This window comes from Paenibacillus uliginis N3/975 (assembly GCF_900177425.1).
In the GTDB taxonomy this organism is placed as follows: Bacteria; Bacillota; Bacilli; order Paenibacillales; family Paenibacillaceae; genus Paenibacillus_AQ; species Paenibacillus_AQ uliginis.
In genome coordinates this window covers 3078263-3102252 of record NZ_LT840184.1, presented here as the reverse complement: position 1 = coordinate 3102252, position 23990 = coordinate 3078263, and the positions used below count along the sequence as shown (strand labels likewise).

The 23990-nt window shown below is 42.5% G+C and carries 28 protein-coding genes, 1 pseudogene and 1 other annotated feature; of the genes and pseudogenes, 8 read left to right on the top strand and 21 right to left on the bottom strand.

The annotated features are described in order from the left end of the window. Positions 1-299: 299 nt before the first annotated feature. Entirely contained in the window at positions 300-992 is a 693-nt protein-coding gene (locus B9N86_RS14615; protein ID WP_208919921.1) for a helix-turn-helix domain-containing protein, read from the top strand. A gap of 14 nt (positions 993-1006) precedes the next feature. Next, positions 1007-1867 (top strand): IS3 family transposase, encoded by an 861-nt coding sequence (locus B9N86_RS14610; RefSeq protein ID WP_210190619.1) that lies wholly within the window; start codon positions 1007-1009, stop codon positions 1865-1867. 138 nt (positions 1868-2005) lie between these two features. Here B9N86_RS14610 and B9N86_RS14605 read toward each other — a convergent pair whose 3' ends face one another. From B9N86_RS14605 to B9N86_RS14570, 8 genes are all read right to left on the bottom strand, one after another. Continuing rightward, positions 2006-2308 (bottom strand): GNAT family N-acetyltransferase, encoded by a 303-nt coding sequence (locus B9N86_RS14605; RefSeq protein WP_208919920.1) that lies wholly within the window; start codon positions 2306-2308, stop codon positions 2006-2008. Between the two features lie 23 nt (positions 2309-2331). Further along, positions 2332-2475 (bottom strand): hypothetical protein, encoded by a 144-nt coding sequence (locus tag B9N86_RS14600; RefSeq protein WP_208919919.1) that lies wholly within the window; start codon positions 2473-2475, stop codon positions 2332-2334. 160 nt (positions 2476-2635) lie between these two features. Continuing rightward, positions 2636-3112, bottom strand: coding sequence for a GNAT family N-acetyltransferase (locus B9N86_RS14595; RefSeq protein ID WP_208919918.1), 477 nt, complete (start codon positions 3110-3112; stop codon positions 2636-2638). Positions 3113-3492: 380 nt separating this feature from the next. Next, positions 3493-3990 (bottom strand): DUF1579 family protein, encoded by a 498-nt coding sequence (locus tag B9N86_RS14590; RefSeq protein ID WP_208919917.1) that lies wholly within the window; start codon positions 3988-3990, stop codon positions 3493-3495. A gap of 292 nt (positions 3991-4282) precedes the next feature. Continuing rightward, complete coding sequence (locus tag B9N86_RS14585; RefSeq protein ID WP_208920391.1) at positions 4283-5194, bottom strand: hypothetical protein; 912 nt, start codon at positions 5192-5194, stop codon at positions 4283-4285. 508 nt (positions 5195-5702) lie between these two features. Beyond that, the gene (locus B9N86_RS14580) at positions 5703-6362 is read right to left on the bottom strand and encodes a response regulator (protein ID WP_208919916.1); all 660 of its coding nucleotides are present in this window, start codon (positions 6360-6362) and stop codon (positions 5703-5705) included. A 36-nt stretch (positions 6363-6398) separates the two neighbouring features. Beyond that, entirely contained in the window at positions 6399-7811 is a 1413-nt protein-coding gene (locus B9N86_RS14575) for a sensor histidine kinase (RefSeq protein WP_244563097.1), read from the bottom strand. Positions 7812-8095: 284 nt separating this feature from the next. Next, positions 8096-8836 (bottom strand): alpha/beta fold hydrolase, encoded by a 741-nt coding sequence (locus B9N86_RS14570; protein ID WP_208920389.1) that lies wholly within the window; start codon positions 8834-8836, stop codon positions 8096-8098. A 784-nt stretch (positions 8837-9620) separates the two neighbouring features. Here B9N86_RS14570 and B9N86_RS14565 point away from each other — a divergent pair. Beyond that, positions 9621-10097 carry a YqeG family HAD IIIA-type phosphatase gene (locus tag B9N86_RS14565; RefSeq protein ID WP_210190683.1) on the top strand — a complete coding sequence of 159 codons (477 nt, stop codon included), beginning with the start codon at positions 9621-9623 and terminating at the stop codon, positions 10095-10097. 428 nt (positions 10098-10525) lie between these two features. Here the strand turns inward: B9N86_RS14565 and B9N86_RS14560 are convergent, their stop codons facing one another. The 7 genes and pseudogenes from B9N86_RS14560 to B9N86_RS14530 form a co-directional block, all read right to left on the bottom strand. After that, positions 10526-10687 carry a hypothetical protein gene (locus B9N86_RS14560; protein WP_208919913.1) on the bottom strand — a complete coding sequence of 54 codons (162 nt, stop codon included), beginning with the start codon at positions 10685-10687 and terminating at the stop codon, positions 10526-10528. Positions 10688-10778: 91 nt separating this feature from the next. Continuing rightward, positions 10779-10961, bottom strand: coding sequence for a hypothetical protein (locus B9N86_RS14555; protein WP_208919912.1), 183 nt, complete (start codon positions 10959-10961; stop codon positions 10779-10781). Between the two features lie 97 nt (positions 10962-11058). After that, on the bottom strand, positions 11059-11223 hold the full coding sequence (locus tag B9N86_RS14550; RefSeq protein WP_208919911.1) for a TetR family transcriptional regulator C-terminal domain-containing protein: 165 nt from the start codon (positions 11221-11223) through the stop codon (positions 11059-11061). Between the two features lie 403 nt (positions 11224-11626). Continuing rightward, positions 11627-12220: pseudogene (locus tag B9N86_RS14545) on the bottom strand (IS256 family transposase); the annotation flags it as partial. A 107-nt stretch (positions 12221-12327) separates the two neighbouring features. Then, positions 12328-13032, bottom strand: a complete 705-nt coding sequence (locus B9N86_RS14540) for a hypothetical protein (protein ID WP_208919910.1) — start codon at positions 13030-13032, stop codon at positions 12328-12330. 354 nt (positions 13033-13386) lie between these two features. After that, on the bottom strand, positions 13387-14004 hold the full coding sequence (locus B9N86_RS14535) for a hypothetical protein (RefSeq protein ID WP_208919909.1): 618 nt from the start codon (positions 14002-14004) through the stop codon (positions 13387-13389). A gap of 245 nt (positions 14005-14249) precedes the next feature. Then, a complete protein-coding gene (locus tag B9N86_RS14530; protein ID WP_208919908.1) occupies positions 14250-14486 on the bottom strand; it encodes a hypothetical protein in 237 nt (78 codons plus the stop codon). Between the two features lie 157 nt (positions 14487-14643). On the opposite strand from B9N86_RS14530, the gene B9N86_RS14525 reads away from it, so the two are divergent. Continuing rightward, positions 14644-14781, top strand: coding sequence for a hypothetical protein (locus B9N86_RS14525; RefSeq protein WP_208919907.1), 138 nt, complete (start codon positions 14644-14646; stop codon positions 14779-14781). A gap of 342 nt (positions 14782-15123) precedes the next feature. Here the strand turns inward: B9N86_RS14525 and B9N86_RS14520 are convergent, their stop codons facing one another. From B9N86_RS14520 to B9N86_RS14510, 3 genes are all read right to left on the bottom strand, one after another. Continuing rightward, on the bottom strand, positions 15124-15684 hold the full coding sequence (locus tag B9N86_RS14520; protein WP_208919906.1) for a YdeI/OmpD-associated family protein: 561 nt from the start codon (positions 15682-15684) through the stop codon (positions 15124-15126). Positions 15685-15693: 9 nt separating this feature from the next. Then, positions 15694-16128 carry a VOC family protein gene (locus tag B9N86_RS14515; RefSeq protein ID WP_208919905.1) on the bottom strand — a complete coding sequence of 145 codons (435 nt, stop codon included), beginning with the start codon at positions 16126-16128 and terminating at the stop codon, positions 15694-15696. Between the two features lie 615 nt (positions 16129-16743). Next, positions 16744-17034 (bottom strand): hypothetical protein, encoded by a 291-nt coding sequence (locus B9N86_RS14510; protein ID WP_210190682.1) that lies wholly within the window; start codon positions 17032-17034, stop codon positions 16744-16746. 109 nt (positions 17035-17143) lie between these two features. Here B9N86_RS14510 and B9N86_RS14505 point away from each other — a divergent pair, with 109 nt between their 5' ends. Next, on the top strand, positions 17144-17326 hold the full coding sequence (locus tag B9N86_RS14505) for a hypothetical protein (protein WP_244563096.1): 183 nt from the start codon (positions 17144-17146) through the stop codon (positions 17324-17326). 143 nt (positions 17327-17469) lie between these two features. Then, a complete protein-coding gene (locus tag B9N86_RS14500; protein ID WP_208919902.1) occupies positions 17470-18210 on the top strand; it encodes a class I SAM-dependent methyltransferase in 741 nt (246 codons plus the stop codon). A gap of 206 nt (positions 18211-18416) precedes the next feature. On the opposite strand, the gene B9N86_RS14495 is transcribed toward B9N86_RS14500, so the two are convergent. Next, on the bottom strand, positions 18417-18581 hold the full coding sequence (locus tag B9N86_RS14495) for a hypothetical protein (RefSeq protein ID WP_210190681.1): 165 nt from the start codon (positions 18579-18581) through the stop codon (positions 18417-18419). Positions 18582-18772: 191 nt separating this feature from the next. Then, positions 18773-19588 carry an AAA family ATPase gene (locus B9N86_RS14490; RefSeq protein ID WP_208919900.1) on the bottom strand — a complete coding sequence of 272 codons (816 nt, stop codon included), beginning with the start codon at positions 19586-19588 and terminating at the stop codon, positions 18773-18775. 450 nt (positions 19589-20038) lie between these two features. On the opposite strand from B9N86_RS14490, the gene B9N86_RS14485 reads away from it, so the two are divergent. Beyond that, a complete protein-coding gene (locus B9N86_RS14485; RefSeq protein ID WP_208919899.1) occupies positions 20039-20458 on the top strand; it encodes a DUF1259 domain-containing protein in 420 nt (139 codons plus the stop codon). A gap of 54 nt (positions 20459-20512) precedes the next feature. Then, positions 20513-20932 carry a DUF1259 domain-containing protein gene (locus tag B9N86_RS14480; protein ID WP_208919898.1) on the top strand — a complete coding sequence of 140 codons (420 nt, stop codon included), beginning with the start codon at positions 20513-20515 and terminating at the stop codon, positions 20930-20932. Positions 20933-21010: 78 nt separating this feature from the next. On the opposite strand, the gene gltX is transcribed toward B9N86_RS14480, so the two are convergent. After that, the gene (gene gltX, locus B9N86_RS14475) at positions 21011-22669 is read right to left on the bottom strand and encodes a glutamate--tRNA ligase (protein WP_208919897.1); all 1659 of its coding nucleotides are present in this window, start codon (positions 22667-22669) and stop codon (positions 21011-21013) included. 44 nt (positions 22670-22713) lie between these two features. Next, positions 22714-22952: a binding site (T-box leader), on the bottom strand. Positions 22953-23990: the final 1038 nt, after the last annotated feature.

Here is a 23990-nt window from a genome sequence, read left to right as displayed (position 1 = left end):
AGAATATGTCATTGAGATTTAATATACCACAAATTGGAACTATCCTGCCCGTTAACGTAACGAAAGGCTGCCTAGCGACAGGCCCTCTCAGTGTTGAACTATAGTGTCCCGTTAGCGCAATGATCAGCAATTCTACTTATGATGGTTCACCGTATTGTATCTAAACACAAAGTACAGTTTGACCATAAAATATACATCAGTATATAAAGACAAAGCCACTCCTGACAATTGATATGCTCCCATCATAGTAGACAGTAGAAAAAAACAAAATTCTACTCTACTAATGATGGGAGTTTTTTATGATGTCCAAAAGGAATCCAATTTCTTTTGATGTAAAGTTACGTATCGTAAAGCGATGCCTTCAGCATGAGACGACCCCTAGTTATGAAGCCAAGCAGTTGGGGGTAGATAAAAACACGGTTAAAGATTGGATAAGGAAATATAGAGCAGATGGTTATGAAGGATTAAAGAAATCCAGAGGATGTAAAGCATATTCAAAGGAACTGAAGCTTGCTGCCATCAGGGATGTTTTATCCGGAAATCATTCTATACGAGAGGCGACAAAGAAGTATCATATTTCGAGTAAAAGTGTTTTGACGGGATGGATTTCCAAGTATACTTGTAGGGAAGAAATAAAACCTACTCGTAAAGGAAAAGGACTATCTCGTATGAATAAAGGACGTAAAACCACTTTCGAAGAACGCATTGAAATCGCGCAGTATACGATCGCCAATGATTTGGATTATCAGAAATCCATGGAGAAATATGATGTTTCTTATCCCCAGGTGTACTCATGGGTGCAAAAATATAAATCTGGCGGCGAGGAGTCTCTCAAGGACAATCGTGGTCGCAAAAAGCCTGTAGAAGAGCTAGATGACCATGAACGACTCAAGCTTCGGATCAAAGAACTGGAAGCACGGAACGAATATTTAGAAATGGAGAACGCCCTCGCAAAAAAGTTGGCAGAGATCAAGCGACGAAATACACGCTAACGTTAGTCCGGCATGTGGACTTGTACCAAGCTATCCAAGAACTGCACGCTGAGAAAGGTTATGCCATCACGAAGCTGTGTGAGATAGCCGGAATCGCTCGATCTGCCTATTATAAATGGCTGAAATGGAAGCCATCCACCCGGGAACTTGAAATTCTTTCGCTCGCTAAGGAAGTGAAACTTCGCTATGACAAGCGAAAGGGGGTTCTTGGCTATCGTCAAATCCGCACACAATTAAACCGTAAACTCAAAAGGAATTACAACAAAAAGCGTTATTATCGAATTATGCGTGCTCTTGGATTGAAATCGGTGATTCGCAAGAAACGACCGAACTACGTGAGAGCCTCTGAAATCCATGTAGCTGAAAATGTAATGAATCGTGAATTTCAAGCAGATGCTCCTAATATGAAGTGGTGCACAGACGTAACAGAATTGAAGTATGGGAATGGTCGTAAAGCCTATCTGAGCGCTATCGTTGATGTATACGATAACTCCATCGTTTCATGGGTTCTAAGCCACTCCAACAATAATAAACTCGTTATGGATACGGTGAAGAAAGCTTACGGGAGGAACCCGGGGGTGACTCCACTTCTCCATAGCGACAGAGGCTTCCAATATACCTCACATGAGTACAGTCGACTTCAGGTTAAGTACGGTTTTACTAAAAGTATGTCTCGTGTGAGCCGATGCCTGGATAACCAACCCATTGAACGATTTTGGGGTACATTGAAGGCAGAAAGCTTTTATCTGACGAAACACGAAACCTATGATGACGTCCTCGAAGACGTGAGAAATTATATCCGCTACTACAACAATTACCGCTATACAGAGCGATTAAATGGCTTGTCTCCCAACGAGTATCGACGAGCTGCTTAACGATGAGAAAAGAAAATAAACCCTCAGCTCTGTTAACTTGAACTGAGGGGAATAATCTAACCATTTTTGTTTTTTACACTGTCTACTTGACAGGGGGCACTTCAAATGGAGTGGTTTTCTTTGGATAGAACTTCTCTTTTATTGATGTTTAATCTTGCTATACTCACTTTCTATTTCATCAAATTCTTCTCTTGTTATCCCCAACAAAATATTATCATAAAATTTTCCATCCATATAAATAATTCTTCTTCTTCGTCCTTCTTCAATGAATCCAAGATTTTTATGGAATTTAAGTGATGCTTCGTTTATTTCAACACAGCTGGAATTGCATTTTTGCATCCGTAATTCATAGAAGCCATATCGCATAATAATTCTTGTTGCTTCTGATGCGTATCCATTGTTCCTATAACCTCTGTGCACTCCCAAGCCAAAACTAAACACTCCATTTTTGTGGTCTAATGAATTTAAGTTATGAGTCCAACTAACTGATTATTTGATAGCGTTTCGATAGCAAACATTTTTCTATAATTGTCTTTGAAATTATCATACTTATCCGACACTTCGGCAACGTCTATATCATTCTTAGGAAGTTCGATACCCCATTCCATTAGCCGAATTGCTTCACTATCGGTGCTTTCCAATTTCCATTGTTCCCAATCACTTTTAACCTGCCCGTTAGCGGAACGGTGCCTGCAGCAATGAAAAACAGCGATTGATCGGTTCCATCGCCGCGCTTTCGTCTTTCGATAGTTGAGTTTCCAGTGAAAATCAGAGTGGCAATACGGTGATTAGCTCGTCTCCTAAGATTTCGCCGTTGTCACGGAATCCGAAGCTTTCATAAAGTTTTTTGGCGGGTAAGTTATCTGCCTTATAAGAAATCCAGCAATAATGTGCAGGCCCAGCCGGAAAGGTGCGGGTAAATTCCAAGATTTTTTTCATGGCTTCCCGACCGTATCCCCGGTTCTGGTGGTGCTTGTCAATCATCAGTCGTACGATACAATAGCTGTCGTGTGCGATTGACGGGAGGTCGTACCCGGTAATTCCATAAGTCAACATAACAAAACCGACCGGCTGCCCATCCGAGTAAATGGCAAACGGAAATGGATGTCCCCCATTGGTTGCAAGGACATAGCACGAAGCCACGCTTGACAGATTGGACGCAACGAAGCGCCGTTGTTCTTCGAATACTTCCAAGTTAAATATAGCGCGTCGGTTTTCCAGCGTTATTTTTCTGAGCGTAATCATGGCAGGTCTTCTCCCTTCATACATTATCGTTTTGCGCCGCGGTCGCATAAATAACATACAGTTTTCACCAAAAAATTAATAGACTTATGTTGAATTTTTTTATATACTATTATGTATACATGGCTTTTTTAGGGGTATCATTTTTGGCATACGGCAATTGGTTATCGGCACATAATTGTGCCGGTTTTATTTTTTCGTTAATGTAAACTGCCCATTAGTTCAAAAAAAGGTAGCCGATCGATATGATCAGCTACCCTTTTGTTTTCATTCAACTATCGTATCAGTTAGTTAAGTAGATAGGGGTGCCGCTTTTAGCAGCCCATTGATACTGATTTCGTATTCGAACCTCAACAGAATATAAATAGTAGGGGATTTTTTAGCTAGATGACTTTAGTCAACTTGATGTCCATCCATTGTACCCAATTCTTACCGTCGTTTGACAGCTCCCAACTACCTGTTAAGGTGTTGCTATCTTCACTAAACATTCCTGTGAATCGCTCCGATTTCCCCAAAATTGTCCAGGCACGGTCGAGTAGGTTCGCTTGGTATGCACTGAAATTGCCTTGGTTGTCATATGAGTGTGTGGTGTAATTCTGAGTGGAAGCATCATAGCCAATGATCTCAATAGCCTTAACCTCATCTTTCCCCATATGGCCATCAACATGATGAATAAGAAAATAACCCCCAGGCAACCATTCGTAGGTATCTACTGCTATCAACTGATCAGCTGGCCCGGACGGACTCGCTTTAATCACACCCTCTGTATTCCATTTCCCTACGAAGACATTCAAGCGTCCCATTGCAGGATCAGGTTTAGACGGATTTTGTGGAGTAAGGGCATTATCATTCTCTGGTTCACTGATATTGTTTGTTGCCATTTTGATTTCTCCTTTCATGCGAAGTTCCTTATATCATAGAATGTAACAAATGTTATGATTTCTTATCAATTGCTCATTTTATTACCCAGGAAAACCAAATTACCTATTAACCATTGCTGCCCGTTAGCTTAATTAAGGCAGCTGATCAATCTGAGCGGCTGCCTTCTCGTCTTTATTCAACTAACGTTTCCCGTTAGCGCAATGAGGGAACCACTTGTACAAGCCCGCCAGCAGGCATTTATATGCTGTGGCAGAACATCCGAGGGGTAGGCACGGCGGTCATAGCGGATTCTCAGGACTCGCCGCGCAGGGCTTGCCGGCGGTCATGCAGCACTAGCAGGATGATCATCCCCATCATCACGCCCAAGACAATGCCGGCCTCTGTAGTCAAGACTCGTGCAAGCGGGTACTCCGGGGAGTACTGCGAATCGGAGCGAATGGCGGAAAAGAGATTATAGGAGAATAGCATTCCCGACGAGATCCAGGCCGCCGCCATGGAGGGTAGGAACCTCCGCGACCCGTGGCGGGAGGTCAGTACCAGCAGACCCCGCGCCCCCGCGAAGGCCCACACGCCGGTACTCAACGTCAGTAGGTGCCACCACACATCGCGGTCATCCAGCATGTCCGGGACGATGCCGAGGGTGCCGCCCACCGCCCAGAACACCTTGATGACACCGAGCAGAATGCAGCCGACTGCGACGAGCCTGGCCAGGGTGATTTGCAACTGTCGGGTGTGTCCCGGCAGCTCCGCGTAGTCGGTCGGACCGCCCAGTGCCTCGGGCCACCGCGACTTGGCGTACCCTGCCAAGGCGAGCGGCAGGCAAATGCCGACCCCGACCAGCGAGACCATGACGAAGATCTGCTCGTATGCCCAGAAGTCGGTGGCGCCTGCCTCCTTGTCCCGGGTCATGGCGGCCGGGCCGAGTACCGGTGCCAGCAATAGCATGGGGACGAGCAGACCGGTGCCCAACCACACGGGCAAGGCCACCAGCCAGGCGGGCAGCCGCTCACCCCACGGCCTACTGAACGCCATCGCCAGCAGGATACCGACCGCGGCGACAACCACGGTTGCTGCGTTGATCGCGCGCCAACTGTTGTCGCCCATTTGCTCGGTCGGAATGAAGAGACCGAAAGTCCAGGCAATTTTGATCAGCAGATACGGCGTCACCGCTATGGCGGCGCCATAACCGCAGATTCTACGCATCTTCATCAATCGTGAGGCCGACCGCTCAATTGGCGTTCGGTTATCTTTATTTCGTTCCAATAGTTGAAAACGGCTTAATCTCGGCATTTTATCTTCCTCATTTCCTCAAGTCTCCTTTAGGCTGGGAGCATATTAAAACTTTCTAAACGTTGTTAAATCGTGCATTCGTTAGAAACATAAGCTTAACGTTGTAAATCCGCAATTACCCGAACGATCCACCGCCTCCATTGACAAACAAGAAATGGTTCACCATTTCGTCATCTTGATGTTACATCAGAACAATTGGTTTGTAACGCGACTGCAGGTCTGTTTAAACCCGCATCCAAAGAACTGTTTACGTGCAGGAATGAATATGACAGATGCGAAGTTAGCGATAGTGGAGGGTGCAGAATGCGTGTTAAAACGTCTATATGGAAGGGGAGTATTTGTTTGGAACAGAACTGTGGGCAAGCCCATAAAGGGAGCAGTTGAGGATAATGAAGGCAGGAAAAGGACGGCCGATTTTTATTTAATCCGGCCGCATAAGCCCCTTTTCCCAAGCAAAAACGGCCGCTTTGGTACGGTCCAGCATATGCAGCTTTCCTAGTATATTGCTGACGTGGCCTTTAACTGTCTTTTCGCTGATGATTAATTTCGCGGCAATCTCGGCATTCGAAAGTCCGCCGGCAATAAGACGCAGCACTTCGAGTTCGCGTTCGCTCAACTCGGCGAACGGGTTGGAATCCGCCCGTTCCGTGACTCGAAGCTCCTGGACAACGCGCGCAGCTACACGCGGATGTATCATCGATTCACCATGTACGGCCCTGCGCACCGTCTCAACCAATTGGCCGGGGTCGATATCTTTGAGCACATAGGAAAGCGCTCCGGCACGCAAAGCCGGAAAGATGTGCTGATCCTCATGAAACGAAGTCAGCACGATCACGTGCGATCGCGGACTGATTTGTTTCACGAGCTTCGTCGTCTCTACGCCATCGATACCGGGCATCACCAAATCCATAAGCACAACATCGGGCACAAGCTCCGCAGCCAATCGCACAGCGTTCTCTCCCGAATCGGCTTCGCCGACCACCAGACAGTCCGGTTGAATTGTGAATAACGCACACAAGCCATGTCTTACAATCGCATGATCATCGACAATGAGAATCGTGATCGGCTCCAACTTTGCCATCCTGTCCACTCCTTTACGAAGAACGCTAACTTTTGTTCATTTCAATCCTCTTGACTCTTTCTGGAAGCAGCGGGCCGTTATTGTCGTGCCTTTTCCCTTATCGCTCCAGATATCGAGCTGCCCGCCCAACGTGAGCACACGCTCGCGCATGGAGGAGAGTCCAACACCATGACCTGCGTCCCTAACGTCAAAACCGCAGCCATTATCGCTAATCACTAGCGTCACAGGATCGCCGCATTCCAGACGGAGTTTGACTGTATCTGCCCGGCTGTGCCGGGCAGCATTTGACAATGCCTCCTGCGCAATTCGAAAGAAGGCTTCTTCAATGACGGGAGACACCCGCTGGTCGCCGCTTGCTTCTAAATTTACGAAAATTCCGGTTTGCCCCTGCCAGGCGCGCACATAATCTTCTAGTGCATGCGAAAGATGCTTCCCTTCCAAGGCTATCGGGCGCAATTCCAGTATAAGGGCGTTCAGCTCCCTCTGCATTTGACCGATCAAATGCTCTGCCTCTGTCAAATTCGACCTGGCGGCCTCCTCATTCTGTCCGATCAAGGATTTCCCGGTATTGACCCAGATCGAGACCGCAAACATCTGCTGCTTGATGCTATCGTGAAGTTCCCGGGCCAGGCGATTACGCTCTTCCATCGTCGCCAAATCGTGCCGTGACCAGAGCAGTTGCTTTAGCTGCTTTGCCATTTGGTTGAGCCGATGAACCAACTGCCCCAATTCATCGCCGGACGGATCGTTTATGGATACGGTGAAATCCCCCTGGCTCCATCGATTCGTGGAGATCAATATCCTTTGAATCCGGCCCACCAGAATTCGTGAAGTAATAATTCCAAAAGTGAGGCCGACAATGGCCGCCCCAATAATGAAACCTATAAGACTGATACCAAAAAAGGAAAAAACATTGGGCATAAAATTCCTTAGGTTTTGAGAAGAGAGGCGTACCTGCTCCGCTTTAACCACCAAAGCCCCCCTAACCGCAATTTTATTGGCAATCGGAGCCACAATGTACACAGCGCTCTTTTCCTTATATATGTATGTGGTCATCGGTTTCACCGAAGAAGGCTCCAGTGTCAATGCGGTCTGTACGTGCTGTTTCACTTCGGCAGGCATTTGCAGCTCTGTGTTATCTTCAAAGGACGTTTCTCTTGTAATGGCGATCGGTCGGCCGTCTGGATCGAAGGCCGCAGAATACCCCTGAAATTCAGTTCCCGTCTCCGAAGGCCAATCTTTTAATGTTTGATACAGGTTATCTTCGTTGACGGACGGTCCGCTAAAATGAATGGCGGCATTTTGTGCGACCGAACCTACCTGAATGGCAAGTATTCGATCAGTATTATAATTGACGAAAAGGTAGTAACCCAGGACAACAATCATTTCAAGCAGAAGCATGACAACAATCGTTGTGAGAATATAATATATGGTTAATTTCCATTGCAACCGATGGAACCGCCTAGAATACTTGTATATTACCTCCATGTTCCCCTTCCTTCCGCTAGAGTATCGGTTCAACAGCAGAACTCGAACTATCCTATCTGGTTACTTTTCCATTTTTCGTAATGATAACATAAGATTATTAGATCAAAACTTCGGATTCAAAACGTATCCTTCATGATGATCCGTTCGCCATTACTCATACTTTGCGCTTGTCGATAACTGCCCTTTAGTTGAATAGGCTGCTGATGATACCAGCAGCCTGTTCGTCATGATGCTATTGTTCACCGTTAGCTGAGAGATGAGATATTCTTATCAACGAAATTTTTGATGGTTTCTGCAAAAAGTTCAGGTTCCTCATGTCGAGGCATATGAGCAGAGTTGTTGAATATTTTTACAGACGAATTTCTAACATGTCTTATGAACTCTGTTTGATATTCACTGCAGATCGGATCATATTTTCCTTTTATCAACAAGATAGGACAACTAATACTTGAAAGCTTGTCGAGGTTTGGCTGGCTGAACACCTCATGATTTATTTTCTGTTGAAAAGTAGTCTGCTTTAACCAATCATTTTGAGGTATATCTGATTGGTTAACAATTTCATTAAAAAAATTAGGGTCTAACCCTCTGATATATACTTGGTCTCGTTTTTCAGAAATATCGAAAAAGACTTTATCAAGTTCTTCTAAAGAATGGGAGTACGCCATTTTGCAACGTTCAGCAATTTCATGACATCCATCTTCCCTATATAACTTCTCTGCCTTTTTAACAACTGAACTTAGCAATTCTTTAAAATCAAATGTCGGACACTCTAAGACTAATGTGTTAATTACCTCTGGATACCGAATAGCATATTCAATTGCTAAATATCCACCAAAGGAATGACCAATCAACCCCCACTTTTCAATACTTAGTAATTTTCTTATAATCTCAAAATCTTCCATAAGATTTTGCAAGCCGAAACTTTCTGCCTCTTCAATAGCATCAGAGCGAAGACATCCTCTTTGATCAATTGAAATTAATCGAATAAATTTTGAAAGGCGATGGGCCTAAACAAGATTAAAGTCGTAAGAACCCACACCAGGTCCACCGTGAAGATACAAAAATGTAGGAGCCTCTCTGTCTCCAAAAATTTCCGTATAAATTCGTTTTCTCCTAACATCTATATATTTTGTCTCCATCCTCTCAACTCCTCAAAACCAGAAAATAAACACTTTGGTTTATTTTACAAAAGTTATCATGTTATATAATCGGTTCTCCAGAATGATTTTTACGTTAGGGGGGATGTTAGCCGAAACTGCCCGTTAGCTTAATGAAAAATGGAACAGCTGCCAACCGGCAAACTGCTCCATGCCGATCTAAACTAACGTTTCCTGTTAATTTAAATATCAGTGCGCTTCGCTTTTTTTATTATATCATCAACAAATTCTCTCTATATTGAAAAGACTTATGTTCAAGGTCATCGAATTCCCATTGACGAAAAGTTGGCGGATATTCTTGCAGTTCTCATTCAACAACCAATCTGAATCAAAATCAAATGCCCGTTAGTTGAGAAAAGGAAGCCGATCACAAAGCCGGCTGCCTTCAATCTCTTTACTGAGCTATCGTTTCCCGTTAGCTTAATCGTCATCTTTTTCTCGGTTATTTTTGTTCTGTTCGAGTATGTACAGCTAGGCACGGTCACAAAATGTAACTTGATCATATTCTCCTTTCTTCAGTGTGCTGACGGATAAGGGGATTAAAAATGAAGGTAAAGGAAAACTATATACGACTTATGACTAGCTTAGTAATCAAATGTAACGGAGGAAGCTTATGCCTATTTTCAAACCTTCACAAATTGTGCGATCAATTTATGACATAGACGGAGACGCGCTGCAACGGGCAGGAATTAAAGGAATAATATTTAATTGGAGTAATACATTAATTCCGAAAAATTCTCCGTCTGCATCGGATTCGATGAAGAAATGGCTGAAAGACTTTAAGTCCCGATATGCGATTAAGCTGATTATCGTCTCGAACAGTAAACCTCCTTCGCAAGGAAACGAGCTGGTTAATGAGATTCCGGCTTTATTCGAAGCGAGTAAACCGAAGAAAAAAGCATTTATGGCTGCTTTGGATATACTCGGAACCCGAAAAAATGAGACAGCGGTTGTCGGCAATGGCATTATTACTGATTTATGGGGTGGAAATCGATTAGGAATGTATACGATTTTTGTTTCTCCTTCATGGACAAAACCTCGGATTATAGGTGCAATAAAACGGTTAGTGGTAAAAGTACTTCGAGTGTAAAAGGAAATAATGACGCGGGGATACTCCTTACTGTAAGGCTGGTCATTTACCAGCCTTTTTACGTAATACGGGGGCTACAGATGCCCAGCCAGCAGAATGCGGGTTTTCAACCTCACAAAAAACTGGCATTCCTGCGTTATGTTAAGTAGTCGGCTCGTATTGAGCTATCCTGCCCGTTAGCTTAACAAGCTGTCGATGCTGAGTAACATTAGACACTCATCTAATCGGCTAAGTATCCAAGTTCTTGTCAATTTCGGCAAAGTATATAAGTTCTTGTCGTCTGACATTTTCATATACCATCATTGCAACTTTAGATGGTAAGCTCCACCCCACCGCTTTATAATATTGGCAACTCGTCTTCCAACATTTGCAGATTTCTTGTCATCAATGATATAACGCGCTTTTGCAAGTGGCGATATAGTAACAAATCACTTCACGACATCACTTAAAATGCGCCATGCCTGTTCATCCTGATTGTGGTACAGGTCGCTTACATCGACCTTAACGGAGACCAGTTTCTGGATCGTATGTGTACTTTTCTTTTGGAATAGATATACTTTTACAGTGCCAATCCTCTCACTTTCGGACACGAACCATTCATCTTTTAATTATTCCATTTTCGATATTCTGTCACGATTCTCTTTGCTCATAGTTTTACTCCTTCGAGACTTTGAGCAAACATTAACGGTTTAGCGTCCCGTGCAGAAAAAATCTGATCTCATTAGAATAGAAGCTGGCTATGTCATCTTCTGCAATATAGCCAAAAATTTCACGTAAGCCCATTAACGTTGCTTCCAAGATGATCGCTAGATTTCGCGCATCTTCTTGTAGCAGTTCACCCTTTGCGATGGTCTCTCCCAGCATGATTTGGTTAATGCAACGTGCTTAGAGACGTAATTGGTCATATCTTCTTCATCGTTTGTACTCCAAGCACTGTTAAAAACTCATTTAAAGCCATGGTTTATGGATGGTGCAGGTCAATGGCAACCACATGTTCCACTAAACCATACAATTTTTCTTCGATCGTTTTGTAAAGTTGCATATTTTCTTCCCATTGTTCTTCCCACCCTCGATACCATTCTTCCAGTAAATACTTGAACAAGCCCTTCCTACTCTGGAAATGCAAATATATTAGCTTTACTGCTTCCTGTAGCCACAGCTTTGTCTTCGATGGGATAACCTTTCGAAAATACTTAAACCAAACGTTCAGTATATATAAGTATTGAAGCCGCCGGGGTATGCCGGAGCGCCGAGTTCTCCGCCAGCACAAGCCGTCCCTTCCTTCGCAAAGATCAGAGCATACTACTGGAGAAGATGCTCGAAGGAGACAACCTTCCGCTGACGCCTACAGCGAGTGGTGCCAGAACGGAGGAGCGCCCGGTGTGGACGGTGTAATGGTAACAGAGTTACAAACTTACCTGAAAAAACAGTTTTTATCTTGCTCAAATGGTACTTAGCATCATAATTAATTATTCCCTCTACTCAACAGAAACTATAAATACCAGCTTTTATGGTTCATTCATATCTGTTACTTCACGATATCCATCGGTATTTACACCTGTTGCGATTAATAGGCCACGAGAGCGTATACGTCCATTCTCTCGAACTTTGACATACAAGGCATCGACGAGTATAAAGGGAAACTCGTGGTCTTCCAGTGAGCGATTATTCCAAGCCGAGATCACAGGATCGAGTTGTTTGCATAGATCGGAGACCGTAGATTTAGAGAACTCTACGCCGCATAACTCTTCGGTAATGGTAGATACTTTACGAGTAGAGTCACCATTAATCACCATTTCCATAAGTGCTAAAACGAAGGCTTGTTCACTCCTTTGGTATCTAGCAAATAGCTCTGTGGAGAAGCTTCCATCCCGAATTCGGGGGACACGTAACGTAAGTGTTCCTACACGTGTGTTCACTTGATGAGGGTACGATCCATTTCGATAACCTCTGCGTTCCTCATTTCTCTCATGGCGTTCTGCTGGCACTTGTTCCGTCACTTGAGCTTGCAGAACTTGGTTTAATACCGTCTCTAAAAGTTTGGCAACACCTGCATCCTGAGAATTTCCTACAAAAAGTTGATGCACAAGCTGTGAATCTAGAGTAATCTGATATTGAGCCATTTCAAAACTCCTCTTGAATGTTGTCTTCGCAAACTCCATTCTAACTGAGGGTTTTGAACATGGCTCACTCTAATATTTGGAACCGCTTTTCACACAATTATATGGACTCAACTATCAATATCTCTTCCAAGCTTAATATTTCTAAATAACGAATCACTTATTACAATTGGACTCCTATTTCTCATCTTAACGGTGCTAATTTTCACACTACTATGTTGAAGATAATATGAGTAAAGCTGTTCATTACCTTTAATCGTATTTGAGTGAATCCCCTTACCTTCTGGATCTAAATCCTTTGAATTCATAGCTACTGAACGATATGATACCTTCTTGCCCTCTTTCAGAAGCGAATCAATTGCTTCTACACCTAAAGAATACGACCTCATTTTTCTTTTGTCATAGATCTCTGACAGCCATTTCAATTCATTGGAATTTGTTGAAATGAACCGTTGGTTTATATTCTTCGTCGAGTTGGTATCAACTAATTGGATCTCCTTCAACTCATTTCGAGCTCTATTTTTTGAGATTTTCATTTTTCTCGCCATTAAAGGCAAACCAAGCTTTTCAAATCGTTTCTCACTTTCATAAGCCCAATTATAGTATGCTGTGATTTCGTCTTTAAATTTTGGTCTAGAAACTTTAGCAGCACAACCAACGCATGCCATCTTAGTTGGACAAACTGAGTCAATAGTGCAAATACCTCCAACTACCTTAGATAAAGTACCTACCTTCTCACGGTAATCCTCGTATATTTCTTTCAGTTCTTCTGGACCTCTAAGTATCCCTTTTGTATATTGACATATGACAGCCAATTTTCATGCAACATATATACTGATTCAGAAATCTGTTTTTGTGTTGGCATCGAATAATAGTTAGTAACCTCAATATCTTTCTGATGCAAGAGTGTCTTCACTATATCCAATGGTATTTTCTCATTTTGAACAGCATGTGTTGCAAATGCATGCCTCAATAAATGTGATTTCACAATAACTTGAGATCAGATGACTGAATAGTAATCCCATGAAGTAAGAATCGAAGAATGGAATTAAGTGATTGAATATTGTCTAGAATAGACCAAGATCACATTCAGATTAATTTGCTCCTTTATACGCTAATGCCATATAGACTTCAGATTCGATATATCCGGGTAACTTAATTGCCTCAAATTATTTATTCTCAGCGATCTTGATTAATCGCAGAGAAGCTGATTTGACCTCCTGACCATCAATTAATCCGACATAAAGATCGGCCGTAACGCCAATATTTCGCAACGTTAGCTGCGCACCATTTGGAATATTTACAATGGCGGTGGATGAAATTGTGTTTACTATTAGGGTACTGCTTTCGGATACTAGTAGACCCGATTCGGTACTATTAACACGAGCATTATTCATTGTCACTCCCCAAGCCGCTTGAACGAAATCCATGGCACCCAAGTCACCCAAGGCCAGAGTAACCTCAAAATCTACTGCGTAAATCCCTCCCTCATTAACGGTAACGATGGCTGAGCCGGGAGTGTGGGTGATTCCGGGGGAAATTAAGCCGGTTGTATTAAAAGATATGTCAGTGTTGGATGGCACGGTAACGAGGAAATTATTTTCTTGATAAACCTGTGCGTATTGAGGGGTAAATGCAGCTGCCGCTGAAGGAAGCGTAATGTTGAAGACCGGACTTATCGTGGGGTTATTTGTATTCGTTTGGTTAGTGGTATTTTTATTTCTCTGTTTATTTCTACACGAGCATTTGGTTTGCTTACAATCGGTGCAGTTGTAGTCTTTGCCCATCTTCTCACCATTCCTTATTTTAGGATAATAGGACCTATATGAATATATAATGCAGCCCTTGTAGGAATGGGTATGGACAATCAACGGATAGGGTTAACACATTTTTCAATCTTACTAAGACATATTGATAGTTTTTATCATGACTGTTATAAAAGCGATGCAGAATATACATTTGCTTCGAGGTCTCCCGATCTGCAAGCCGTTTCCATGCCCATCTGATTGTGGGAATATTGGGTGTGGATCGGTTAAGAACAGAGCTTTACAGAGTCCCCACGACTAGCCAGGTACGCGGCCGCCACGATTATCATACCTTCGCCGTTCTCGTCTACCTCGAAGGTAGCAAGCGCTGCCGTCCCGACATTCACTCCTACCTTGGTGAGGCTGATATAGAACTGATCAAACAGCGGCCCGATAACCGGATCTATGTCGTTGAAGCTTTTAGCGCTTGAATAGGGTTGTACCCGAGCACACTGGTTCAACATACGTACGGTTAGTCCCGTCAGAATGTAGGCATTTTTATGCCATTATCCTACAATATAGGAACATTTTTGCATTTTTTCATGACACAATTTCTCCTACATAAATAACAAAAAGCCTGATCCATCAGGCTTTCTTCACATCAAATATGTAGGTAACTTTATGTCATTAGACAATGGATCAACGTTTACCTGGCAGCGAAGTGGGAGTGTGATCGAGAGAATGGAAGAGACGTATACGGCAAAACGGGCAGTCAGCATGGAGGACATCGTGCGCGCACACCACGTGCTTCGCGAGTAGTAATCGACTTGCCCTGGGAACCCATACATATAATACACTCTCCTATTCATTGAGTTTCTTTCTGACTTATTCTTACCGAAAACCCCAGTTCTCTCTCCATTTCTTTGTTGTCTAATGACACTAATGTTCCTACATAAATGACATAAAGTTACCTATTTTCTCGGTTTATCAAGACCTAAACATCAAAACATCAAATAGAATAAAGGGTCTACATATTATTCATAACTAATGTGTGGAACCCTTTATGTTATCGTTACCCGTTAGCTCAACGATAAAGGTGACGATAAACTTCTCGTCGCCTTCTTATTTATTTCTGCCCTAACCATCCTCTCGGTATAAAGTTTAATACCCTAAAAGACGACCATTATCATTCCATTGTCCATACATTTTATTTATACGGGTATGTTCAATAAACTTTGTCAATCGATTATGATACAAGGTTGCATCGTTCCGCACTGACTGGATATTGTCAATCTTGACTCTAACATATAGTTCAGGCAAGGCTTGAAAATTGTGATAGAGCGCTTCATCCTGACGCAATTGCGCTAAGATATCTTTATGAATTATAAAAGATTCGGCGTTCATATCGGGCAATACTTTATTTCCTGCTTCTGTCATGAAGCCTAATTTATCTAACCGTCGGACACGTTCTTTATTGAGCTCTGACCAGGTACTCCTTTTTTTCCTGGGTGAGAATCGTTGCGCCGTTTGAGTGTCATCCACTTTTTTACGTGTGCTATCAATCCAGCCAAAACACAGGGCTTCTTCAACAAAATCTAAGTAACTTACGGAATTATGATCTTTAGTTATTAACCAACAATAATCTTCTGTACTGTGATAGTAACTTAGCCACTCTCGCCACTCTTGTCGAGTGTGAACTTGTACTATTTTATCTATTACCATTTATTCTGGTCACCCCTGAATTCTGGAATTCAGCATCTCCAAATAGTGCTGATTGTACATAATACCCAGCACGTTACCAAATGGATCCGTGACGGAAGCCGTGATGAATCCCTCCCCACGATGTACGAGCGGTTTGTACTCTTCCGCTCCCTTGGCCTTCAAATTGTTAAGTGTGGCTTCTATATCATCAACATGCCAGTACATGAGGGCACCACCGGGGCCAGCCGTTGCACGCGCAGGAGCAAAACGGCGATCGATCAGACCCAGTTCTTGCTGGTAGTCTCCAAGGCGAAACTCGGCATAAGCTAGTTGACCATCTGGTCCTAAGCGTTCGAAGTAAGGCGCACTGCCCAGCAGCTCCGAGTACCAGGCCTTTGCCGCCTCCATATCATCTGCCCAGTAACTTATGGTCGCAAATCCTCGTAATGTTTGTTTTGCGCTCACACTCAATTTCCTCCTAAGATAACTATTATTGGTTTTAATTGCCATTATAAGCAACCATTACTGACACCAGTATGTCATTGTTTCTGTTTTTCTTCAAACGGATAAAGTAATCTGAATGTTTTAGACACTTGTCGTATTGATGTCTGTAACGTGAAGAAATTTTCATCATCTAATCGGCTATGAATATAAGTTCTTGTCCATTTCGGCTAATGATGCAAGTTCTTGTCCTCAGCTCGGGACAAGAACTTGCACGTTAAAACAAAAAAGCCGCGGATTGTGCGACTTCTTATGCGTGTATGTTCTTGTCCTCCGACATTTAGTGTCATACATTATATTCCCCATTTTTGCAGATGCAAAATAATGAGTTGGTAACAACACAAAACTGTTTTAATAAACGACACAACTTTGCTTAAATATAAAACGCGAGACTAAACTTGAATTACAGTTTTGTCTCGCGTTTTTACGGGAGCCTATTCATGGGACATTCAACTATCGTACCCGTTAGCGCAATGAGCCTGGTGAAAATATCACCTTTACTCATTTCATATTTCCCCTGATTTGAGGTTAAGTTCAACAATCAAATCTTCAACTTCTCCATCTAGTTCCTTCTTATATTCATCCATATGGTCCAACATCAGGACCTAACTGCTTAAAACTATTTCTAATAGCCAGTAAGTTCTTCAGGTATTCTGGTGAATCAGTTTCGACAAGATATTGAGCGTATCTATCCAAAATATAATGTGCTCTTACCTCAGTATTTTGGTTATACGCTTCTTGTCCCCATGCTTTAAGTTTATCAATTTCAGCTTGTTCTTTGCAAATATGTGCTATGAGTTTCTGATTTAGGATCGCAAGGCAAGTCCCTATTCTTACCCTGCCGTTCCATGCTGGTCTTGTATAACCCACTCTTCTGAATTTAATTTCTTCGCTATTGAGCACGAATGCTTCGTAAAGACTAATATTACTATCCTTTAATCCATCGGATAGAAAATACGATATGGCATATTTCCAGCATGTGGCGCGGGACGCCTCGCCCAAGGGCTATGGCAGACTGCGCTCCATCACCATCCGTCTGGTTATCACAAATTGCTCCGGAGAGGTGTACTTTACTGATATCATGCTGCAGGTCGTTACCATTGCCACAGGATGGGTCGGTCATGTCTACGAGATCCAATGGATGCTGGATGGAAGATTTTAGGTGGAATTGTTCATAGAAAAATGGTACATTATTTTGGGGTCAATAGCGCAGAGTGTTCGTGTTCGATATGTGTTATTGTCATAACGCGCAAGTCGGGATATACGTTTAGGCTCATATTATTTATATTTGGGAAGGACGTCGGCATGGACAAGAATTCTGTTTATAAAACAAACAGCTTCTATTGGGATACAAAAGGAAATGACTTCTTAGGAGCAATCGTGCTTCCTTTTTATGGAGCATTTGTCTCAGAAGAAAAATGCCAGCTTTTTGGCGATGTCTCAGGGAAAAAGATGCTGGAGATAGGCTGTGGAAACGGTCAATCCTTGCAATATCAGGGGGAACGCAAAGCATCTGAACTATGGGCTGTGGATATATCAGAAAAACAAATCGAAAAGGCAACGCAACATTTGAAGGCATGCGGTCTTTCAGCAAAATTGATCTGTTCTCCCATGGAAGAAGAATGTGGCATACCAGTGGATTATTTTGACTTTGTTTATTCGATTTATGCCATAGGCTGGACCACCGACCTTGAGGGTACTTTTTGCCGGATCGCTTCTTACCTTAAAAAAGACGGTGTATTTATTTTCAGTTGGTCTCACCCTATACACAAATGTGTTGTTGCAGAAAATAATATGCTTGCTTTTAAAAAATGTTATTTCGATGAATCTTGGTATTCGGTATCTCTTGATGAAGGTGCGCTAACATTATCGGATCGTAAACTATCAACCTATGTGAATGCGTTGGCAAAAGCAGGATTTGTAATTGAGCAACTGATTGAGCAATCTGATGATGAAATTATGCAATCGCGGGACGATAACAGCGATTTTGCAAAAAAAGCAAAGATGCTTCCTGTAACTTTTGTAGTCAAAGCAAGAAAACTATAGTATCCGATGGAGCTCCTACGTTGACAACTCCGACGAATCTTCGCCCCGTCCTCCTGCGGCGGCAACGCCACCCGCCTCACAGAACTCTCCTGATTCACCCTCTCCGTCGGCGGGTAGCTCGCTTCTATGGAAGCTATGCTTCAGTTGGTTGCGACGTTTTTCACGAAAGAAGATGACGCCTCTCTGACAGCCCGCCCCCTGCGCCACTAGCATCTCACCGCCCTTCCCTGTTCACCCGCATCAACACCGGGTGCTTCATGCCTATGGAAGGAATGGAATTCACCGTACTCCGACCGGTTACCTATGGGCAGTGAATCCGGAAGCCAGCCGATGCGGCCCGAGTCCGTCGGCGGACGTGCCACCGATGACAAAGAGATGCTCTTCGAACAGCCCCTTGTGGTCCTCAACACACTTTCTGTTTCACCGAATTGGAACTGTCCTTCAGTTGGTCGTACGTCGACCGCGCCGCCTATTACAAAGATTCCCGCCCACTGCGACGCCGGCGCCCGCTTGCCGTTGTGCCCACCCCGGCTCAGATGAAAAGCTACAATCTGTGTCTGTCCTACTCTCTTTCAAACAATTGCTTATGCTTATTGAAAGATTGATAAAAAAATTGTACATTGTCTAGTTCAAACCATTCTGCTGTTTGAAGAGGCTTGGCATCCAGATTATAAATTTTTGCATGTAACGTGCCTAAAACAAAGGGAGAATGAGTGGCAATAATAAATTGACTATCAAAATATCGTGCCAGCTCATTTATTTGTTCTGCCATTCTTATTTGATTAGCAGGAGAAAGTGACGTTTCCGGCTCGTCCAATAAATACAATTGCCCTGGTAGCAGATATTCCTCAAAAAACTGCATGGACGTTTCTCCATTAGAGTATTTTTCTTGTGAAAATTGAATGTTCTCCAGCTTCTTCTTAAACGCATACGAAGCTTCATATTGTGCTGCCTGAGCCTTGCTCATCCCTTTGTTAATCTGCTCATACATTATTCCCTCACGCAGCACGGAAGATTGCTGTATCTTCTTGATCTCATATAAAATATCCTCTGATTTCATATATCGGCTTCCTTCTGGAAGTTGCCTGATTTCATGCTCTTGCTCATCATGCCCAAGCTGATAGCTACTCAAATCAAGGAATCGCTGAGCATAAATACTATGCCCATAGCTTGTCATTCTTTCAGCCCCCGAGATTCCTAGCTTGTTGGAAATTACATTGAGTAAAGTGGATTTTCCGCTACCGTTATTGCCATACAACACAGTAATTCGATCAAACAAAAGCACCTCTCCAGCCACGTGCTTAAATACATAATCAGGGTATATGTTGGGATTTCGATCCGTATAATCAGAAAGCTTAAAGCTTCTTAAATAAATCATTGCCGCACTCCTTCTACCTGTCTTATAGTTTGAATTCTATTTTACCAGAAAAAAGACAATGTATTCTTAGGATTGCAGCCGTATTTCTCCCACCTTCCCAACTACTAATAATCTATTCCATTCCCCCTTCATGTTTACATTCATCTGGACGAGAGGGTCTTCTCGCCGCGCAGTCTGGATAGCCGATGCAGTTGCCCTCCCTGGTTCATCATTATCCAAAATGCAACACTAGCCTTTACGCTCATTGTGGTTATTATCGCCTTGCTTGGAGTCAATGCTGCAGCTGTTAGCGCGGACGGCGTACCCACCAGATCGGCCACGGTATCATGAGGTTAAGGATTTAAAAACATGTAACATGTTTTTTTATTCTTGTAACATAAGTTATTGGTCCAATACAATTTTCTCCTTTGATCATAAGATACTTAGAATATGATTAAAGGAGGATTTATAATGGCTGAACAAGTTAAGGTGAGCCCACAATTCAAAAGGCTCTGCACCCAATTTGGAAGAATCCTAGGCGGCGAATCGGAAATTGAAGAAGGTCCGGTTTGTTTTGTCACGCGGATGACGAACTTAAGGGAGTCGATCTTAGGAAGAAGAACGCGTTCCCCTTTGGTTCAAATGCAAATGTTTTCGTTTGAATCGCTTGATAAGTCGGGCCGCGCGCTTTGTTTGGGTGAGACTGCCGTACATCAAAACCAGGCTAATCGCTTAATGTCGAATCTCCGTAAACGTGGGATAAAAGTAACAGCGCTTCATAATCACTGGCTAAAAGAACAGCCTCGTTTAATGTATATGCATTGGGAATCGATTGACAATCCTGTTGCGTTTGCCAGAAAAACAAAAGAATCCATTGCATTCTTGGGTTAATGCAGTTGAGCTATATAGTTGTATTTATATTATTTCATGAGAGGATGATTTCGTATGGCGGAAGTAAAAGCAAGTCCTCGCTTTAAAAGACTATGTAATCAATTCTCGACCATTTTAGGTGGAACTGAGCATGAAATTACAAAAGGCCCGGTTTGTTTTGTCTCCAGAAATAGGAGAGTAAACGCATCTATTTTAGGCAGACGTACCACGTCTCCTTTGATCCGTTATCAGCTCTTCTCGTTTGAATCACTGGACAGTTCAGGTCGCGCGCTCTGTTTAGGGGAAACGGCACTCTTCCAAAACCAAGTGAATCGATTGCTGTCGAATCTTCGAAATAACGGGATAAAAGTAACGGCTGTCCACAATCACTGGCTGTTTGAGAATCCCCGTCTGATGTATGTTCACTGGGAATCACTCGATGATCCCATAGCATTTGCAAGGAAAGTGAAACGTTCCATCTCATTCTTGGGTTAAATTATCGTTTTTTTAATCCCTAAACCCAAACCCCCAGCAGACAAAAAAATGACCGGCGTTCCGACCGGTCATTTTACTTTAAATCCTTATAAATCTCTGCATTCGTTCAAAAACCCTATTTTCGCCCATTACTTTCATAATATCAAACAAATCAGGTGTATTGGTTCTGTTAGTTAGAGCGCGCCTAATTACCATTGCTACATCACCAACATGCCCCTTGTAACTGTTAGGGTTGGCTTTATATTGCTTCATATCCTTTGCAAATCCGAGTTCCTCAGCAAGTTCTTTAATTTCATGGAACCAAGCTTCCTTTTCATTATTAAACCTATAAGTTTTGCTGAAACCTAATACAATTTCTTTCGCAACATCAAAACTTACATTTGTAGGTAACTTATAGCCACTCAATACATCCTTTTTAAACCATTCGTCATAAAAGAAAGCAATCATTGTCTTCACATCTGACCACTTTGAATAATCTTTTCTTGGTTTCTCAATCGTTCGACCTATATTTAGAATGTTTACAGTGTATTCCTTATTCTTGTCAATTAAAGTATATAGCTCAGAATCAAATTCCTTTGACCAAGTGTATAAATGGTCAAATACTTGTTTACCCGTGAGCCTTGAGATAACATCCTTGCTGATGTCACCCAGTTTATTCATGTCTAATAAGGCACCACTGACATTCATTTTATCAGTATAGATAAAAAAGTCTCTAAATGATTTATGAGGGTTTGCCATCCTCCATTCTTCAAAGTCAGAATTGATGAGATTCATGAAGTATTCACCTATAGCTACTCCTGGGTATCCTTGTTCTTTGTAATATTCAGCGGTACCATCAAGATCCTTACGTTTACTGAATTTCCGTTTAGAAGCTCCGACTTGCTTCATTATTGGAGCAATATGTCCATATTCCGGTATTCTAAAACCTAAGGTTTCAAACAACTGAATATGGGTAGGCACAGATGAAAGCCATTCATCGCCCCTAATGACATGGGTTGTACCCATCAGATAATCATCTATGGCATGAGCAAAGTGGTATGTTGGTAAACCATCCGTTTTCATTATAACAATATCTTGGTCATTTTCAGGTAACTCAATCGGACCTTTCACCAAATCATTGTACATTATTCTCCTGTCTGATGACCCTGAAGATCTAAGTCTAATAACAAACGGTTTACCATTCAAAATCTCTTCTTTGGCTTGTTGAAAAGAAATATCTCGATGTTTAGCCCATTGACCATAATAACCTGTTGTTACTTTTAAGTTCTGCTGGCTTATTCTTATCTTTTGTAAATCGTCCGTATCACAGAAGCAAGGATATGCTAATCCTGTTCGCACTAAGTGCTTAATAAATACCTTATAGATTTGTATTCGTGAGCTTTGTTTATAGGGTCCGTAAGCACCCTTATCGTCACCTGATAAGGTAGGTCCCTCATCAAAATGAATCCCGAAGTATAACAATGAATTGATAATGTTTTCGATGCTGCCTTTTATTTCGCGTTTTTTATCTGTGTCTTCGATACGCAGGAAAAAGACTCCATTACTTTGGTGGGCTAATCTTTCCGATATTAAAGTTGCGTAAAGCCCACCAATATTCAATGAACCCGTTGGGCTCGGTGCAAAACGTGTCACCATAGCAGATGTAGACAAATTTCTTAGCGGATAAAGTGAATAAATATCAGTCGGTAACTGCCCAACATTCGGGAATAACAGTTCTGCCATGTTCTCATTTGACATATCATATCCCCCTATAGGTTCAAAATAAAAAGCCCTTCATCCTGTTAAAGGACGAAAGGCTTGCTTCCGCGTTACCACCTAAATTGGTTAAAAACCCGCTCATTATGCAACAATTCATTATCTTGCTGCACATTTCTTTAACGGAAAATCCCCGGTAGACCTACTCCAATTTTTCGGTCTACTACTCCAAGGCTTCATTCATTAAGCTCGAATACCCAATTTCACCAGCATGGGCTCTCTAAGATTCGAGTGATTAATTACTCTTCCTCTTCACTGCATTTTACAATATGTGGATTTACTTGCTAATACAATAATTTATTATTACCAAGTTGTCAAGAATCTGTTCGGACTTGGAATATCTCAAACATGGCCACCGTCACCACACAGCAATCTTTATCTTAACTAATCTGCAGCAGTTCATTAATTCTGGCTTCAGGGGATATTATAATGTCGAGTGCAAATCTTGCAAACGTACACGCAAGATAGATTGGCTCGATGTTAATTAGGAGCGGAATAGTAAGAAGTAACTATTAAGCTGTATACCGAAATACATTAGATAATCATCTAATCGGCTAAGTGTACAAGTTCTTGTCCTTTTCAGCTAACAATGCATGTTCTTGTCCTCCGACATTTTTTTCGTCTGAAGTTGCCAGCGTGGGGTGATTGTCAAACTCACCCATTACCTTCGTTTCCCTTGAAGAATGAAGCCAGCTAACTACTTGTGTAATCGCTTCTTTATCTAGTTCGTCCCTATTGTTAGGCCCAGGGAAGTTCCTAACGACCTGTATTGAATACACATCTTCAACCTTTAGATTACATATTGCAGAAGCGCTAAAGGCAGTCAAAATTAAAAAGGACGTCGCAACTATGCTTATCTGATTGTGAATTCAATGTCTCCAGAAAATGGGGAAATAATTCATTAACGTAATCTGCCCAATAGCTTAAAGAAAATGGAGCAGCTGCCGTGGCGGCAAACTGCTCCCTGGATTATTGAACTAAAGTTCCCCGTTAGCGCAATTACCTACATTTCCGTTCGATCAAATGCCCATGAAATAAGGAAAAAGGACGCCCACAACGTTGCGGGCGCTCTCCTTTGATTCCGGCGTTCTGACAAAGAAACACATGCGTGTCGCATGGAGTAAAAAAGTTATTTGGTATTCAAATTTCCCTAGTAATAACCAGTTCATGCCTATGATTTCGTCGATGGCTGCCCCGGCATTTAAGCAGCCTTCCATGTGATAGCAAGCAACTGCATTTATCGCAGCGGCTGACTATTGATATGGCTAATCCCATAATGGTGTATTTACCCTAACTGGCGTTT